The organism is Ruegeria sp. BE3 (assembly GCF_056538865.1).
Window position 1 is genome coordinate 297498 of record NZ_JBQFTW010000002.1, and the last position, 14764, is coordinate 312261.

General features: G+C 59.4%; 16 protein-coding genes. 5 read left to right on the forward strand and 11 right to left on the reverse strand.

Annotation, left to right across the window (positions count from 1 at the left end):
* Positions 1-118: 118 nt before the first annotated feature.
* Positions 119-283 carry a YdcH family protein gene (locus tag ACR0AZ_RS08885; protein ID WP_010443648.1) on the forward strand — a complete coding sequence of 55 codons (165 nt, stop codon included), beginning with the start codon at positions 119-121 and terminating at the stop codon, positions 281-283.
* Here ACR0AZ_RS08885 and yddG read toward each other — a convergent pair.
* The 10 genes from yddG to ACR0AZ_RS08935 form a co-directional block, all read right to left on the reverse strand.
* Positions 280-1146, reverse strand: a complete 867-nt coding sequence (gene yddG, locus ACR0AZ_RS08890) for an aromatic amino acid exporter YddG (RefSeq protein ID WP_480667251.1) — start codon at positions 1144-1146, stop codon at positions 280-282. The two genes, ACR0AZ_RS08885 and yddG, sit on opposite strands and share 4 nt — an antisense overlap.
* A complete protein-coding gene (locus tag ACR0AZ_RS08895; RefSeq protein WP_480667252.1) occupies positions 1143-2090 on the reverse strand; it encodes a transcriptional regulator GcvA in 948 nt (315 codons plus the stop codon). The genes yddG and ACR0AZ_RS08895 overlap by 4 nt, the downstream gene beginning before the upstream one ends.
* A 303-nt stretch (positions 2091-2393) precedes the next feature.
* Entirely contained in the window at positions 2394-3116 is a 723-nt protein-coding gene (phbB, locus tag ACR0AZ_RS08900) for an acetoacetyl-CoA reductase (RefSeq protein ID WP_170353550.1), read from the reverse strand.
* Between the two features lie 187 nt (positions 3117-3303).
* On the reverse strand, positions 3304-4479 hold the full coding sequence (locus ACR0AZ_RS08905) for an acetyl-CoA C-acetyltransferase (RefSeq protein WP_480470928.1): 1176 nt from the start codon (positions 4477-4479) through the stop codon (positions 3304-3306).
* 190 nt (positions 4480-4669) lie between these two features.
* Positions 4670-5503, reverse strand: coding sequence for an EAL domain-containing protein (locus ACR0AZ_RS08910; RefSeq protein ID WP_480470927.1), 834 nt, complete (start codon positions 5501-5503; stop codon positions 4670-4672).
* A gap of 94 nt (positions 5504-5597) precedes the next feature.
* Positions 5598-5780: a hypothetical protein gene (locus ACR0AZ_RS08915; RefSeq protein WP_480470926.1), complete on the reverse strand. Its 183-nt coding sequence runs from the start codon at positions 5778-5780 to the stop codon at positions 5598-5600.
* Positions 5781-5871: 91 nt separating this feature from the next.
* Positions 5872-6843: a sterol desaturase family protein gene (locus ACR0AZ_RS08920; RefSeq protein WP_480470925.1), complete on the reverse strand. Its 972-nt coding sequence runs from the start codon at positions 6841-6843 to the stop codon at positions 5872-5874.
* Complete coding sequence (locus ACR0AZ_RS08925; protein WP_480470924.1) at positions 6840-7226, reverse strand: hypothetical protein; 387 nt, start codon at positions 7224-7226, stop codon at positions 6840-6842. Before ACR0AZ_RS08925 ends, ACR0AZ_RS08920 begins: the two co-directional genes overlap by 4 nt.
* Positions 7227-7286: 60 nt before the next feature.
* Positions 7287-7616 (reverse strand): hypothetical protein, encoded by a 330-nt coding sequence (locus ACR0AZ_RS08930; protein ID WP_480667253.1) that lies wholly within the window; start codon positions 7614-7616, stop codon positions 7287-7289.
* A 90-nt stretch (positions 7617-7706) separates the two neighbouring features.
* Positions 7707-8273 carry a TlpA disulfide reductase family protein gene (locus tag ACR0AZ_RS08935; RefSeq protein WP_480470922.1) on the reverse strand — a complete coding sequence of 189 codons (567 nt, stop codon included), beginning with the start codon at positions 8271-8273 and terminating at the stop codon, positions 7707-7709.
* Between the two features lie 21 nt (positions 8274-8294).
* Between ACR0AZ_RS08935 and argH the strand changes: the two genes are divergently transcribed.
* From argH to ACR0AZ_RS08955, 4 genes are all read left to right on the forward strand, one after another.
* Positions 8295-9683: an argininosuccinate lyase gene (gene argH / locus ACR0AZ_RS08940; protein WP_480470921.1), complete on the forward strand. Its 1389-nt coding sequence runs from the start codon at positions 8295-8297 to the stop codon at positions 9681-9683.
* Entirely contained in the window at positions 9683-9865 is a 183-nt protein-coding gene (locus ACR0AZ_RS08945) for an argininosuccinate lyase (RefSeq protein ID WP_170395762.1), read from the forward strand. The genes argH and ACR0AZ_RS08945 overlap by 1 nt, the downstream gene beginning before the upstream one ends.
* A gap of 295 nt (positions 9866-10160) precedes the next feature.
* Positions 10161-11426: a diaminopimelate decarboxylase gene (gene lysA, locus ACR0AZ_RS08950; protein ID WP_480667254.1), complete on the forward strand. Its 1266-nt coding sequence runs from the start codon at positions 10161-10163 to the stop codon at positions 11424-11426.
* A gap of 35 nt (positions 11427-11461) precedes the next feature.
* Positions 11462-13999, forward strand: a complete 2538-nt coding sequence (locus ACR0AZ_RS08955; RefSeq protein ID WP_480667255.1) for a TIGR02302 family protein — start codon at positions 11462-11464, stop codon at positions 13997-13999.
* Between the two features lie 5 nt (positions 14000-14004).
* Here ACR0AZ_RS08955 and ACR0AZ_RS08960 read toward each other — a convergent pair whose 3' ends face one another.
* The gene (locus ACR0AZ_RS08960) at positions 14005-14709 is read right to left on the reverse strand and encodes a zinc-ribbon domain-containing protein (protein WP_480485020.1); all 705 of its coding nucleotides are present in this window, start codon (positions 14707-14709) and stop codon (positions 14005-14007) included.
* Positions 14710-14764 lie beyond the last annotated feature (55 nt).

Sequence of the window (14764 nt, forward strand, 5' to 3'; positions counted from 1 at the left end):
ATGACCAGCCGAATTTGTCGGATTTATTACAGATTCTGTGCGACTGCAGCGTGACAGGCTGGAAATGATGTGATCAACTTCTTACGTGACACTTACAAACCAGAGAAGGAGGACCGCCATGAGCGTGAGCGCACATCTGACGGAGTTGAAGAAGAAACATGAAATTCTCGGTCTTGAAGTGGAAGAAGCGCAACGCTCACCTGGTATCGACGATCTCCATATCGCCCAGCTCAAGAAACAGAAGCTGAAGCTTAAAGAAGAGATCGAGCGCCTGTCGGCTTAAGCCTTCAGGCTGGCGCGGGCCGCGATGGCAGCGCCACCGGTGACAAACAAGGCCGCGATCGCCAGACCCCAGGACGGGGCGGCGATCCCGGCCAGAACCAAGACCAGCGTGGAAAGCAAAGGGGCCGCGTACGAGGCGGTGCCAAGGATTTGAATATCCCCGCGCTTGACCCCGATATCCCAGACATAGAACGCCAAGCCCACCGGCCCCAGCCCCAGTGCGAGGGTTGAGCCCCAGCTCAACGCGGTCTGTGGCCAGACCGTCTCTTCTACCGTGAAATGCAAGATCCATGAGGCAATAGCCGTCAATACGCAGAACACCGCAACCGAGCTTGTAGGGACATCGCCCAGACGACGCGACAGGACAGAGTAGCTTGACCATGTCAGTGCGCATAGCAAAGCCAACCCATAGCCGGGCAGGTGCTGTATCTGAAACCCCGCACTGCCCCCACCGGTGATGATGACGGCGGCCCCGGCAAAGCCAAGGCACGCCCCGATCAGATGACCAGGTTTCAGCTGCTCACCGGGCAGCAGACCAGACAGCAGTACAATCAATAGGGGCCAGAGATAGGCGATCAGCCCGGCCTCGGCTGCGGGGGCCATGCGCAAGGCCGAGAAATAGAGCGCATGGTAGCCGAAAAGTCCAATCGTTCCGAACAGATAGGTGGTCCACGTGATCTGGCGAAGCTGCCCGACGCCGCCACTCGCAACAGTCCAGATCAGGCCCAACATACCGCCGATCGAAAAGCAGATTGCGTTCAGCAACAGAGGCGGAGTCGGGGCCGAGCCCACCGTGAACAGGGCCAGCAAGGACCAGAGCAACACAGCGACAAAACCGATTGCAGTCGCAGCCATTTTACTCATTCAGTGGACACCTTCTCGACCGGGATGATTTCGAACTCATCCGATATATGCGCGGTCTTTTCAATCTCGGATATGAACCAGTCGCGGAACGCTGCGATCTGGGGTCGTTTTTCCGCTCCTTGCAGACACAGAAAGCGAAAGCGCCCTGCGGTTTCCAGCGCCACTTTGAACGGTGCAACCAGACGACCTTCGGTCAGGTCTTTCAGGATCATCGCGCGCCGTCCTAGCACCACGCCAACTCCGGCCACAGCGGCGTCGATGGCGTGATCCGCGTTCGAAAAATGCGCGCCGTGGGTCGGCGTGAAATCCAGCCCTACGGCACGGAACCATGCAGGCCAATCGCAGCGCGGTTTTAGAAAACTGATCGAATCGTCGTGGATCAGAGGGGCGTCTCGCAGAGACTCGGGTGTTGGGAATTGTTCCGCCAGTTCCGGCGTCATCACCGGCGTCAGCCATTCCCTGCGGACGGGAACGGAATACAGGCCCTCATCGGGTCCGTATCCAAAGCGGATCGCCACGTCCACGTCATCGCGTTCCAGATCCATGTTGCGTAATGTGGCTGAGAACTTCAGGTCAATCCCAGGATTGGCCCGGGCGAATTCGTACAGGCGTGGTGCTAGCCACTTAGCCGTCAGGGCGGGGCCAGCGGTGACTGTCAGGCTGGTTTCATCCTGCAGTCGCCGCGTTGCCTGCCACGCTGCCTGCAGCGCAGCAAAACCATCCGCAGTTCCCGGAGCAAGAGTTCGCCCGGCCTCAGTCAGTTCCACTGCGCGGTTGAGGCGACGAAACAGGGGGTGACCCAGATGCTCCTCTAACGATTTGATCTGAAAGGACAGCGCGGCCGGGGTCACGTTCAACTCATCCGCGGCTTTGGCGAATGACATATTTCGTGCTGCGGCATCGAAGGCGCGCAAAGCGGTGAGAGGGGGCAGGCGGTCGGACATCTCGGTTAAATATTTCTGAACTGAAGTGGCGAAAACTCTCGTTTGTGCAGTTTAAAATCAAAGGTCATGTTGAAGGCAAGACAAATCCACCTTGATAGAGAAGGGTTCAACATGATCGAGATGACGACAAACCCAGCCATCCAAAGCGCCATTCACCGCGCACATGAAGAGCGTGGCAAGGCGGTTGTAGGGTTCTGGTCCTGGCTATTCGGTTCCCGCTGACCGCAGCGCGCGCGGTCTTACGGGATAAAAGAAGGGCCGGTCCTTGGTGGACCGGCCCGTTTTCATTCCAATGCCTTCGCTTTAGACGAAGAACTGTGCCCCGTTGGCCGAGATGGTCGAACCGTTGATAAACTGCGAATCGTCTGACGCCAGGAACGCCACACAACGCGCGATTTCTTCCGGTTCACCCAGACGACCCGCCGGGATTTGACCGATGATCGACTCGCGTACCTTCTCGGGGACTGCCATCACCATCTCGGTCGCGATATAGCCGGGGCAGATCGCGTTGGCGGTAATACCGGCCCGCGCACCCTCCTGAGCCAGTGATTTCACGATACCCAGATCGCCCGCTTTGGTCGCCGCATAATTCACCTGAGCGAATTGGCCCTTCTGACCGTTGATCGAGCTGATTACGATGATACGGCCAAACTTGCGCTCACGCATACCCGGCCAAACCGGGTGAACGGTGTTGAATACCCCGGTCAGGTTTGTGTCGATCACCTGATGCCATTGCTCGGGCGTCATCTTGTGGAACGGCGCGTCGCGGGTGATGCCTGCGTTGGCGACCACAATGTCGATCGGACCAACCTCGGCTTCGACTTTTTCGATGCCTGCTTTGGATTCGTCGTAATCAGCAACATTCCACTTGTAGGTGGCGATGCCGGTTTCCTCGGTGAATTTTGCTGCGGCTTCGTCATTGCCCGCATAAGTGGCGGCAACATTGTATCCTTCGGCCTTGAGCGCCTTGGAAATTGCTGCGCCGATGCCGCGAGAACCGCCGGTTACGAGTGCTGTACGTGCCATTTAGGATTCCTCCAATTTCAATCGTCTTGGTAATGTTGTTACTGTGCTGATTTGTGTTGCGCAATATTGTTTCGTGCCGTGTTTTTGAATTCCGGGTGGCAATATCGTCGCATCTTCGAGGCCAGGCCCCAGTGGTACAAAAAAGGCGCCCGGAGGGGGCGCCTTTATTATCTGGATGTCAAAACGCTTAGTCGCGCTCCACGCAGAGGGCGACACCCATGCCGCCACCGATGCAGAGGGTCGCCAGGCCCTTCTTGGCGTCACGGCGTTTCATTTCGAACAGAAGCGTGTTCAGAACGCGGCAGCCCGACGCTCCGATCGGGTGACCGATGGCAATCGCGCCGCCGTTCACGTTCACGATCGACGGATCCCAGCCCATGTCCTTGTTCACCGCGCAGGCCTGTGCGGCAAAGGCTTCGTTGGCCTCGACCAGATCCAGATCGTCAACCGACCAGCCCGCCTTTTCCAGCGCCTTGCGCGAAGCGTAGATCGGGCCGACGCCCATGATCGACGGGTCCAGACCGGCGGTCGCGTAAGATGCAATGCGGGCCAGAGGCTCGATGCCGCGCTTTTCGGCATTCTCAGCCGACATCAGCAGAGTCGCCGCTGCGCCGTCGTTCAGGCCCGAGGCGTTGGCTGCAGTGACTGAGCCGTCTTTGGTGAAGGCTGGGCGCAGTTTGGCCATCGCCTCCATGGTCGCGCCGTGGCGGATGTACTCGTCCTTGTCCATCACGATGTCGCCCTTGCGGGTCTTGATGGTGAAGGGCACGATCTCGTCGGCGAACTTGCCAGCGTTCTGTGCCGCTTCGGCTTTGTTCTGCGATGCGACAGCGAATTCGTCCTGCATGTCGCGGCTGATCTGCCACTTCTCAGCGACGTTCTCAGCCGTTTGACCCATGTGATAGCCGTTGAAGGCATCCCACAGACCGTCGCGGATCATCGTGTCGATATACTTCATGTCGCCCATCTTGTGACCGGCGCGCAGGGCGGCGGCGTGGGGTGACAGGGTCATGTTCTCTTGCCCACCAGCGGCAACGATCTCGGCATCGCCCAATTGGATATGCTGCGCACCCAGCGCAACGGCGCGCAGACCCGAACCGCAAACCTGGTTGATGCCCCAAGCCGCGCTTTCCTGCGGCAGGCCCGCATTGATATGCGCCTGGCGTGCAGGGTTCTGACCCTGGGCGGCGGTCAGGACCTGGCCCATGATGGTTTCGCTTACTTCGCCTTTGTCGATCCCGGCGCGGTCCACCACCGCTTCGAGGACCGCAGCGCCGAGGTCATGTGCAGGGGTGTTCGCAAACGAACCACCAAAGCTGCCCACACCTGTGCGGGCGGCGGATGCGATTACTACGTTGGTCATATAGTCAATCCTTTACCGTCATGGTCCAGCGGGATGTCTGACGGCGCAGGTCGAGAGGAACCCCTCGAAAACAAGAGCGCCTCGTGATCCCCCGCTCCAGTCTCTTTGCAATACCTTAATGCTGCATGTGCAGCAACGGTCAGCTTGTCTCAGTGCCGGATTCGGTGCGAAAAGACGCACCTTCAACTATTCAACTACCTGTTTTTGCCTGACTATCTGATGCCCACGGTGGCGCAACCGATGGCGCGCCAAACAGAAAGCCCTGCAGACAGTCGACTCCGTTAGCGACCAGAAAGGCGGCATCTTCGGGGGTTTCGACCGATTCGGCTGTTACGAGAATCTCAAATTCCCGCGCCACGGCGATCAGGGCACGCACCAGAGCCTGGTTGTCCCGGTTTTGAGCAATTCCGCGGATGAACTGACCATCAATCTTGGCCGCGTCGAACATAAACTCGCGAAAGTAGCGAAAGCTGAAATTGCTGGCGCCGAAATCATCCAGCGCAAAGGCGATGCCGCGCGCCTGCTGTCGGTCCATGAAATCCACCACCAGCTCGGGCACCTGCATGGCCGACCTTTCCGAGATCTCCAGAATCAACCTTTCCCCCAGGCTGTTGTCTTTTTTCAGAAACCTGTCCAGCACGCGGGACCATCCGGCATAGCCGATGGATCGGGCGGACATGTTGATAGACAAGCGAATACCGGGATTTCGGATCAGGGTGCGCAATCCCATCTCAAGCGCAACGCAATCCAGATCGCGCCCGATAGGAGTGTTTTCGACCTGCGGCATGAATTCTCGCGCCGGTATCACCCGACCGGTTTCGTCCAAAACGCGGATGAACCCTTCGTAAAAGGCAACATTCTGCGGCGGCTGTGCCTGCATGACCGGTTGAAAGGCCAGTTTGCATTGTTTGTGTTTCACCGCTTCGGTCGCCATTTGCACGACCGAACCATCCCGGGATGACACAGCCGCATTCAGCGGATTGTCCGAGCCTTCGGGCACGTCTGCCAGTTTCTTGTCCCGCATATCCAAGCCTGTCCACGAAAGGAATGGCTCTGATTTCAGGTCAAACAAGTGAATCTGCGGTTAAGAAAACTCAGTTTTCTGCGCGCACGTCAGATCAGCGTACCGATTGCCACGCGTATCCGGCGGCACCAACCACCGCGCCGATCATGCCAAGCGCGGTCATTGCAAATCCAAGCGCCAAAGCAACCGGAGATACGCCCGCACCCAGAGCTGCCAACATTGCCACTACCAGCCCTGCAAGGCCAATAAACGTCGAGATAGTGATGATGCGGGTCATAATGGCCTCAGGCTGCACGGATACAAAACTTCTGTCTCATATGGAGCTCTGAGCCCGGAAATCAACCAAGCTCGCGCAAATCCGCTTATGCTCAGGCTTGTTCTGCCTGTCCTTTGGGCACTGGCGGGTCCAGATGCTCAAATCCGGGCGTTCCGCGATCTTCCGGATGGCGGAGCAGGTGTTTGGCTTTGATCTGCCCGGAATTGTCCCGGCTGCCATCGTGGCTGTAGCCCGGCGGTGCAAAGCAATAGGCCAGACGCTGGCGCGGGGTCAGTCCGGGCTGTGTGGCATCGCGCCAGATGCTGACCCATTCGTGAAAGGCCACACGCAGCGGGTTGAACGTGCCGATATTGTGGACCAACCCATAATCGACACGGTCATCTTCCTGCTCGGGTACAAACGTTCCGAACAGCTTGTCCCAGATGATGAAGACACCAGCATAGTTGCAATCCAAATACCGCGCGTTGCGCCCGTGATGGGCGCGATGGTGGCTTGGCGTGTTCATCACGGCCTCAAACCAGCGGGGCATCTTGCCGATGGCTTCGGTGTGAATCCAGAACTGATAGATCAGATTCAGCCCTCCGACGAACAGCACCATGGCCGGGTGGAAGCCCAGCAGGATCAGCGGTGCGCGCACAACCATCATGAAGGTGAACGTATAGGTCCAGGTCTGCCGCAGCGCCGTCGTCAGGTTGTAGTGTTGCGAGCTGTGGTGGTTCACATGGCTGGCCCAGACCCAGCGGATGCGATGCCCGAACCGATGCACCCAGTAATACCTCAGGTCGTCCAGCACGAAGCACAGGATGATCACCGGAATCGAAGTGCCCAGGTTCAGCGGCGTGATTTGCCATAGCCACATGAAGAACGCGTAGGCGATGAAGCCCAGCAGGAAACCGGACGCAATATTGCCTGCACCCATGATCAGAGATGTCACCGCATCGCGGGTCTCATAACGCCCGCCTCGGCCCTTGACGGCAATCCAGAGGAACTCGGCCAGAATGGCAGCAATGAAGAAGGGCACGGCCCATTGCACCGCGTCGGGAAAGCTCACTTGGTCGGTCATGTGGGGTCCATCAAATTCTGCCAATGTGGGCGTTCAAAATCATCGAGGTGAATGAGAACCTTGGGTGTACCGAATTCATGAAACTGAACCTCCAGCCCGTCCGAATGGTTGATCCAGTCGAAGTCCAACAGGTGCCGCGCCACGGTATCGGCACCAAAGGACCACAACAGCCCGTTTCCGGTTTCAGTGCGGATCAGGGCGGTGCGTTTGTCATGTGCGATGGTGATATCAATGATGAAATCATCTGGTGCATGGCGCAGCCATTCGGACGCGGCTGTTTCAGGCGTCAGATCGCGCACGCGCGATCGCCCTGTCAGGTGCAGCATCAGAGTGATCCCGGCGATACCTCCGACCACCAGAACCAGCAGTATTTCAAGCGGCATTGCGTCCTCCCACCCGGCAGAGTGCAGAGCGGCAAGGGTACTGTCAAAGGTGGCGTGGCGTCAGTCGACCTCGAGCGTTTCCGGAAGCTCGTGCTGCACGACCCGCTCAACAAACGGCACCAACCCTTCAGGGCCGGAAGCCCGGTCTTTGAGGTGGATGCAGATATCGGGCCTGCGCGCGGCGATGATACCCACCATTTCACCGCGAATCTTGTCGTCGAGGCCGGCGCCCATGATCGCACAGACGATGCGCGGTTCGGCATCGAGTTGCCGTTTTACCTCATCCTGATCATGCGCACCCAGCCATTGGATCGGCATGTGATCCAGCTGCCGCGCCACGTCGCCGATGACATTTGGCAAACGGCCAATCAATAAAACCACCGGTTTCATCGCCGTCTCCCTTCTCTCAGGTTACAAACGAAAACCGGCCCATCGGGGCCGGTTCCAGTCTAACACAAATTGACCGCAATGGCGTGTGCGTTAGCTTTCGGCACCCACCAGCGCCCCTACAATCGCCTTGGCGCTATCCGAGTTCCACTCGGCATCGCCAATCAGACGGGCGATTTCCTGACCTTCGGGATTCAGGATCACGGTGATCGGCAGGGCAATAACGCCAAATTCACGCGCAGTAGCAGAACTTGGGTCCTGATGGCGTGGCAGGTTCTCGATGCCGTTCTCATCGAAGAACTTCTTGATCCCGGCAGGCGTGTTGCGCCCGGTGGCCAGGGTGAGCACCTCAAACTTGTCGCCACCGAATTCTTCCTGAAGCTCGGCAATCTGAGGCATCTCTTTGCGGCAGGGGGCGCACCACGTGGCCCAGAAATTTATCAGCACGTATTTGCCGCGATAGTCCTCAAGCGTGCCAACGCCGCCATCATCTTCCAACTGGAATTCGATAGTCTTGGCCTCCTTAGGCTCCTTATGCAGGATCAACCGTTTCAGAGTTCCGTCACGCAACGGGCCGAGGGTCTCGGCATCAGCAGCCAAAGCCGCGTTTGCACCCAGCGCAAGGGCCATATAAAGGGGGATCAGACGAAATAGGCGCATATCAACTCCGGGTTTTCTTACATGACCGATCAATCCTCGAACCAGATGTGGGGCGGCCGCTTTGCCGCCGGTCCAGACGCGATCATGGAGGCAATCAACGCCTCGATCGGGTTCGATCAGCGGATGGCAGCCCAGGACATTGCAGGCTCGCGCGCCCATGCCGCCATGCTGGCGGCCACAGGCGTTATAACTGATAGTGATGCGCAGGCCATTCGGGAAGGGCTGCTCACCGTTTTGTCAGAAATCCAGAACGGAGAATTTCAGTTCTCGACCGCGCTGGAAGACATCCACATGAATGTCGAGGCGCGCCTGAAAGAGGTAATCGGTGAGCCCGCAGGCCGATTGCACACGGGCCGGTCGCGGAATGACCAGGTGGCAACCGATTTCAAACTCTGGGTCCGCGATCAGTTTGACGCAGCCGAAACCGGCCTTCTGGCCCTGATCCGCGCGCTTTTGGCGCAGGCAGAGGCCGGGGCGGATTGGGTCATGCCGGGCTTTACCCACCTTCAAACCGCGCAGCCGGTGACATGGGGTCATCACATGATGGCTTATGTGGAAATGTTCGGGCGTGATCTGTCCCGCGTCCGCGATGCACGTGCCCGGATGAACGAATCCCCTCTCGGCGCAGCCGCGCTGGCCGGGACCTCGTTTCCCATCGACCGGCAGATGACGGCTGAGGCGCTGGGTTTCGACCGCCCTGCCGCAAACTCTCTGGACGCCGTCAGCGACCGTGATTTTGCGTTGGAGTTCTTGTCCACTGCCTCGATCTGCGCCGTGCACCTGTCGCGCTTTGCCGAAGAACTGGTGATCTGGTCCTCGGCCCAGTTCCGCTTTGTGACACTCTCGGACAGGTTCTCGACCGGCTCATCGATTATGCCGCAAAAGAAAAACCCCGACGCCGCAGAACTGATCCGCGCCAAGGTGGGCCGCATATACGGAGCCAATACTGCGCTGATGATGGTGATGAAGGGTCTGCCGCTGGCCTATTCCAAGGACATGCAGGAAGACAAAGAACAGGTCTTTGATGCCGCCGACAACTGGATGCTCGCGCTGGCAGCCATGGAGGGCATGGTCAAGGACATGACCGCCAACCGCGAAAGCCTCGCCGCTGCTGCTGGGTCCGGTTTCTCAACTGCAACTGATCTGGCCGATTGGCTGGTCCGCGTGCTGGGCCTGCCGTTCCGCGATGCGCACCATGTCACCGGTTCGCTGGTTGCAATGGCCGAGAGCAAAGGATGCGATTTGCCCGACCTGACACTCGAAGACATGCAATCCGTCCATGCAAACATCACCGATAACGTCTATTCTGTTCTTACGGTCGAAAACTCGGTAAACTCGCGCCAATCCTATGGCGGCACCGCACCGGATCAGGTGCGGGCCCAGATCAAGCGATGGAAGGCGCTGGTGTAATGCAGATACGACGCGTGGTGCTCTTGATTGCGGTTGCAGCGGCTCTGGCTGGCTGCGGTGCAGATGGCGAACCCATCCAACCAACGATGAGCGCAAGTGTCGGTGTGGGCAGCAGTGGCACCTATGGTGGTGTTGGCGTTGGTCTTAGACGCGGTGGGCTGGGCGTTTATCTCGGGCTCTGAAATCCGAATTTGCAATCTACGGATCGTGCACCCATTTGCATCAGACACGTTCTGAATGACAAAGAGAAATAGCATGAGACCTGTCGGCCTGATCCTCTGCCTCGCTGTGCTAGCAGCTTGCGACCCGTCAGGTACACCCCGAACGGAGTCATCGGCCGCACCCAGCGGATCCGGAATCTCGGTTTCAGGATACGCACGGGTTGGCGCGTCAAAGACCTTCTGAACCGCGACGGGTGATCACAACCCCACCGGAATCATTTGATCCACATGCCTCTTTTGGTCTAAGCGCGCTTTCATGGATCATTTTCTCTACCGCGACGGCGCGCTTTTCGCCGAGGACGTCCCCGTATCCGAAATCGCAGCCGCGGTCGGAACCCCGTTCTATGTATACTCGACGGCGACTCTGTTGCGGCATTTCAAGCTGTTCGACGATGCGCTTGAGGGTACCGATCACCTTGTCTGTTACGCGATGAAGGCCGCCAGCAATCAGGCGATCCTGAAGACGCTGGCGCAGGCAGGCGCGGGGATGGATGTGGTCTCGGGCGGGGAATATCTGCGCGCTAAGGCTGCCGGAGTACCCGGAGACAAGATCGTGTTTTCGGGCGTCGGCAAGACTGCGGACGAGATTCGCACGGCCCTGACGGGTGGCATCCGCCAGTTCAACGTCGAATCCGAACCTGAGATGCAGGTGATCAACGCGGTCGCGCTGGAACTTGGCAAGGTTGCGCCGATCACCGTGAGGGTCAACCCGGATGTGGACGCAAAGACCCACGCCAAGATTGCCACCGGCAAATCCGAGAACAAGTTCGGCATCCCGATCTCGCGCGCCTCTGAGGTCTATGCGCTGGCAGCGAGCTTGCCGGGGCTCGAAGTGATCGGGATTGACGTCCATATCGGCTCTCAGCTGACCGAGCTTGAACCGTTTGAGCTGGCCTACAACAAGGTCGCTGACCTGACCGAGCGTCTGCGCGCCGAGGGCCACAATATCCGCCGTCTTGATTTAGGTGGCGGTTTGGGCATTCCCTATACGCGTTCCAATGACGCGCCTCCACTCCCGGTCGAATATGGCGCGATGATCAAGAGAACATTGGGTCATTTGGGCTGCGAGATCGAGATTGAGCCCGGCCGCCTGATCGCAGGCAATGCGGGCCTGATGGTGTCCAAGGTCATCTATGTCAAATCCGGTGAAGACCGCGATTTCCTTATCCTCGACGGCGCGATGAATGATCTGATCCGCCCTGCGATGTATGAGGCGCATCATGACATCGTGGCGGTCGAAGAACCCGCCGTCGGGGTCGAACAAAGACCCTATGATATCGTTGGCCCGGTCTGCGAATCTGGCGATACATTTGCCAAGCAGCGCAACATGCCGCCGCTGAAATCGGGCGATCTGATCGCCTTCCGTAGTGCGGGGGCCTATGGCGCGGTGATGTCCAGCGAATACAATACGCGTCCCCTGATCCCCGAGGTTCTGGTGAACGGGGATCAATTTGCCGTAATTCGTGAACGGCCAAGCTTTGACGAAATCATAAACCGCGATACCATACCAGAGTGGCTCTGACGCGATAGGCGCGCGGGCCGATCAGGAGGCCCGCCTTGCGCGACAACCAGACCCTGCCGATTCCGAGATTGTCCCTGTGGCTGACGCATGGGGGCATGCTGGCCGAGCAGGTTTTGCGCGCCTTCTGGCCGTTTTTCTCGATCCTGATGGTTCTGCTGGCGGCCCTGATGTTGGGGCTTCAGGACCTTGTGCGCATCGAAACCGTCTGGATTTGCGCTGCTGTCGGCGTGCTGGGGCTGGTCGCGACTGCGATTCTCGGCATTCGACGCATCCACTTGCCAACCCGTGCCGAAGCGCTGGTTCGGCTGGATGAAACCTTGCCGGGGCGACCGATTCAGGCGTTGATGGATGATCAGGCGATCGGTGCGATGGATGCGGATTCGGTGGCCCTGTGGCAGGCCCATCAGTCGCGCATGGCTGCGCGTGCTGCGCAGGCCGATCCGGTAAAACCCGATTTGCGGCTGGCCTCTCGCGATCCCTATGCCTTGCGCTATGCCGCCTTGCTGGCTTTGGTCGTAGCAGCACTGTTCGGGTCGTTCTGGCGGATCGGATCGGTGGCGGACATGACACCGGGCACGGCGCAGGCCGGGCAGGGGCCTAGCTGGGAAGGTTGGGTTGAGCCGCCGCGTTATACCGGATTGCCGACGCTGTACCTGGCGGATCAGACCGATCCAACGCTGACGGTGCCCGAAGGCAGTCGGATCACATTGCGGTTTTACGGAGAAGTTGGCGCGCACAGCCTGACAGAAACTTCGACACCTCTTGGCACCGAAGCTGCGACAGAACCGGAGCAGGAATTTGTCGCCGAACGGTCCGGTCAGCTGCGGATCGACGGTCCGGCGGGGCGCGAATGGGCGCTGAACATCCTGCCTGACACCGCCCCTCAGATCGCTGCGGCGGGTACGGCAGAGGCCGAGGCCGGTGGTCAGATGAAACTGCCCTTCGCGGCAGCGGACGATTACGGCATCGTTTCGGGCACGGCCCGGATCGAGCTGGATCTGACGGCGGTCGACCGCCAATACGGGCTGGCCACCGAGCCGGAACCGCGTGAGACGATCACGGTCGAGCTGCCGATGCCGATCACCGGTGACCGAACCGATTTCACCGAAGACCTGATCGAGGATTTCTCGCAGCACCCCTGGGCGCATCTGCCGGTAAAGATCACCCTCATGGCCACGGATGCATCAGATCAGGAGACGGTGGCAGAGCCCTATCTGACAGACCTGCCCGCACGGCGTTTCTTTGACCCGCTGGCCGCGGCTGTGATCGAACAGCGGCGCGATCTGCTCTGGTCGCGCGAAAATGCGCTGCGCGTATCGCAGCTGCTGCGCGCGGTTTCGCATTTGCCCGAAGACCTGTTCCGCTCGGACACTGCTTATCTGCGCCTGCGTGTGATCTTGCGCCGGTTGGAGACGTTTGACCGGCACGGCGCATTGAATGCAAAGCAGCAGGAAGAGATTGCTCAGGCCCTGTGGGATTTGGCGGTTCTGATCGAGGATGGAACGCTGGCCGATGCGCTGGAGCGGATGCGGCGCGCGCAGGAACGTCTGACCGAGGCGATGCAGAATGGTGCCAGCGACGAGGAAATCGCCGAGCTGATGCAGGAATTGCGCGAGGCGACGCAGGACTACATGCGGCAGCTGCAACGGCTGGCGCAGGAAAACGGTGAGACGCAGCAGGGTCAGCAAGGCCCCAACGGTGAAACTCTGCAGATGACGCAGGATGACCTGCAGCGGATGATGGACCGTATTCAGGAGCTGATGGAACAGGGCCGCATGGCCGAGGCGCAGCAGGCGTTGGAAGAGTTCCAGCAAATGATGGAAAACATGCGTGTCACCCAAGGGCAGGGCCAAGGTGGTCAATCCGAGGGTCAGCAGGCCATGGAAGGGTTGGCGGAAACCCTGCGCGAACAGCAGGGCCTCAGTGATCAGGCATTCCGTGATCTGCAGGAACAGTTCAACCCCGGCGCTCAGGCAGGCGAAAGTCAGGGCAACGAGGGCCGCTCGGGAGGGCAGGGCCGGGGGCAGAGCCATGATGGTCAGGGCCAGGGCTCGGACGAGCCCGGCGATGGCGACTCTGGTCAGCCGTCACTGGCCGACCGGCAACAGGCGCTGCGTGACGAGTTGCAACGTCAGGAACAGGGTTTGCCCGGTGGTGGCACCCCCGAAGGCGAAGCCACGCGCGAGGCGCTGGGCCGTGCGGGCCGCGCCATGGACGAGGCGGAGGACGCCCTGCGCGGCAATGATCTGGCCGAGGCCATAGACCGCCAGTCCGAGGCGATGGAAGCATTGCGGGAAGGCATGCGCTCATTGGGTGAGGCGATGGCGCAGAACCAGCAGAACCAGCCGGGTCAAGGGACCGAAGCTGGTGACATGGAGGCCAACAACCGTGACCCGCTGGGTCGTACGCCGGGTTCAGCGGGATCGATCTCGACCGATGATAACCTGCTACAGGGCGAAGATGTCTATCGTCGCGCGCGGGAACTTCTGGACGAAATTCGCCGCCGCACCGGCGAAACGGATCGACCCCAGATCGAACTGGAATACCTCAAGCGTTTGCTAGAGCGGTTCTGAGTGCCTCAGTTCTGAGCACCGCCCGTCTGTGTTTCAAGCCAGATACGGGCCTGATCGATCACAGAGACATAGGATTTCAGAACCGGATCGGCCTGCGGGATCGCTTCGCTGATCTGGTTGGCGTTGCCGTAGATCATCAGAAGAATAATTCCGATGACGACAATGATGGTAAAGCCACGCAGGAAGCCACCGGATTTACGCACCGGGGCAGCTGCTTCGGTAGCATCAGATGTCAAATCACTGCGCAGGCCCGAATTGATCGCCTCGACATCCGGCAACGCCTCTTTCTGCCCTGAGTCAGAGGCCGTCTCGGTCGCGGCAGGCCGTTTGGGTTTGACCTTGGGCTCCTCTGGTGGATCAAGCGCCAGATCGGGCTGGCTTTCTAGATTGCTGCCTTCGCGCTCGCGCAGTTCGGCCTCGCGCGCAGCTTCTTCCTTTAGGATGTTGGCAACCGCAGGGTCCACGTTCCCGTTGTCCTCTGATGCCTCAGGCTCGCTATCGGCGGCCTCCGGCGCGGCGGTCTCCTCCACCTCCTCTGCAACCTCTTCAACCTCGGGCGCAGGGGGGGCTTTCGGCGCTCCGGCCTCTGGTGTCTTGGTCTGGAACCAGGTCTGCTCGCAATTCGAACACTGAACGTCGCGACCACCTTCCGGGATCACCTCGTCGGGAACCTCATATTGGGCACTGCAATTCGGACACGTTAAACGCATTCTGCCTCCTGCCCGGACAAGCGGGCCTGATAGTAGTTTTTTCAGGGATGATATT

Bases quoted from the DNA above. Each gene is read 5' to 3' on its own strand.
- ACR0AZ_RS08935 (WP_480470922.1), bottom strand. From the start codon at position 8,273: ATGCGCCTATTTCGTCTGATCCCCCTTTATATGGCCCTTGCGCTGGGT.
- lysA (WP_480667254.1), top strand. From the start codon at position 10,161: ATGGATCATTTTCTCTACCGCGACGGCGCGCTTTTCGCCGAGGACGTC.
- ACR0AZ_RS08885 (WP_010443648.1), top strand. From the start codon at position 119: ATGAGCGTGAGCGCACATCTGACGGAGTTGAAGAAGAAACATGAAATT.
- ACR0AZ_RS08910 (WP_480470927.1), bottom strand. From the start codon at position 5,503: ATGCGGGACAAGAAACTGGCAGACGTGCCCGAAGGCTCGGACAATCCG.
- ACR0AZ_RS08930 (WP_480667253.1), bottom strand. From the start codon at position 7,616: ATGAAACCGGTGGTTTTATTGATTGGCCGTTTGCCAAATGTCATCGGC.
- ACR0AZ_RS08895 (WP_480667252.1), bottom strand. From the start codon at position 2,090: ATGTCCGACCGCCTGCCCCCTCTCACCGCTTTGCGCGCCTTCGATGCC.
- ACR0AZ_RS08920 (WP_480470925.1), bottom strand. From the start codon at position 6,843: ATGACCGACCAAGTGAGCTTTCCCGACGCGGTGCAATGGGCCGTGCCC.
- ACR0AZ_RS08915 (WP_480470926.1), bottom strand. From the start codon at position 5,780: ATGACCCGCATCATCACTATCTCGACGTTTATTGGCCTTGCAGGGCTG.
- ACR0AZ_RS08945 (WP_170395762.1), top strand. From the start codon at position 9,683: ATGCAGATACGACGCGTGGTGCTCTTGATTGCGGTTGCAGCGGCTCTG.
- argH (WP_480470921.1), top strand. From the start codon at position 8,295: ATGACCGATCAATCCTCGAACCAGATGTGGGGCGGCCGCTTTGCCGCC.
- ACR0AZ_RS08960 (WP_480485020.1), bottom strand. From the start codon at position 14,709: ATGCGTTTAACGTGTCCGAATTGCAGTGCCCAATATGAGGTTCCCGAC.
- yddG (WP_480667251.1), bottom strand. From the start codon at position 1,146: ATGAGTAAAATGGCTGCGACTGCAATCGGTTTTGTCGCTGTGTTGCTC.
- ACR0AZ_RS08905 (WP_480470928.1), bottom strand. From the start codon at position 4,479: ATGACCAACGTAGTAATCGCATCCGCCGCCCGCACAGGTGTGGGCAGC.
- phbB (WP_170353550.1), bottom strand. From the start codon at position 3,116: ATGGCACGTACAGCACTCGTAACCGGCGGTTCTCGCGGCATCGGCGCA.
- ACR0AZ_RS08925 (WP_480470924.1), bottom strand. From the start codon at position 7,226: ATGCCGCTTGAAATACTGCTGGTTCTGGTGGTCGGAGGTATCGCCGGG.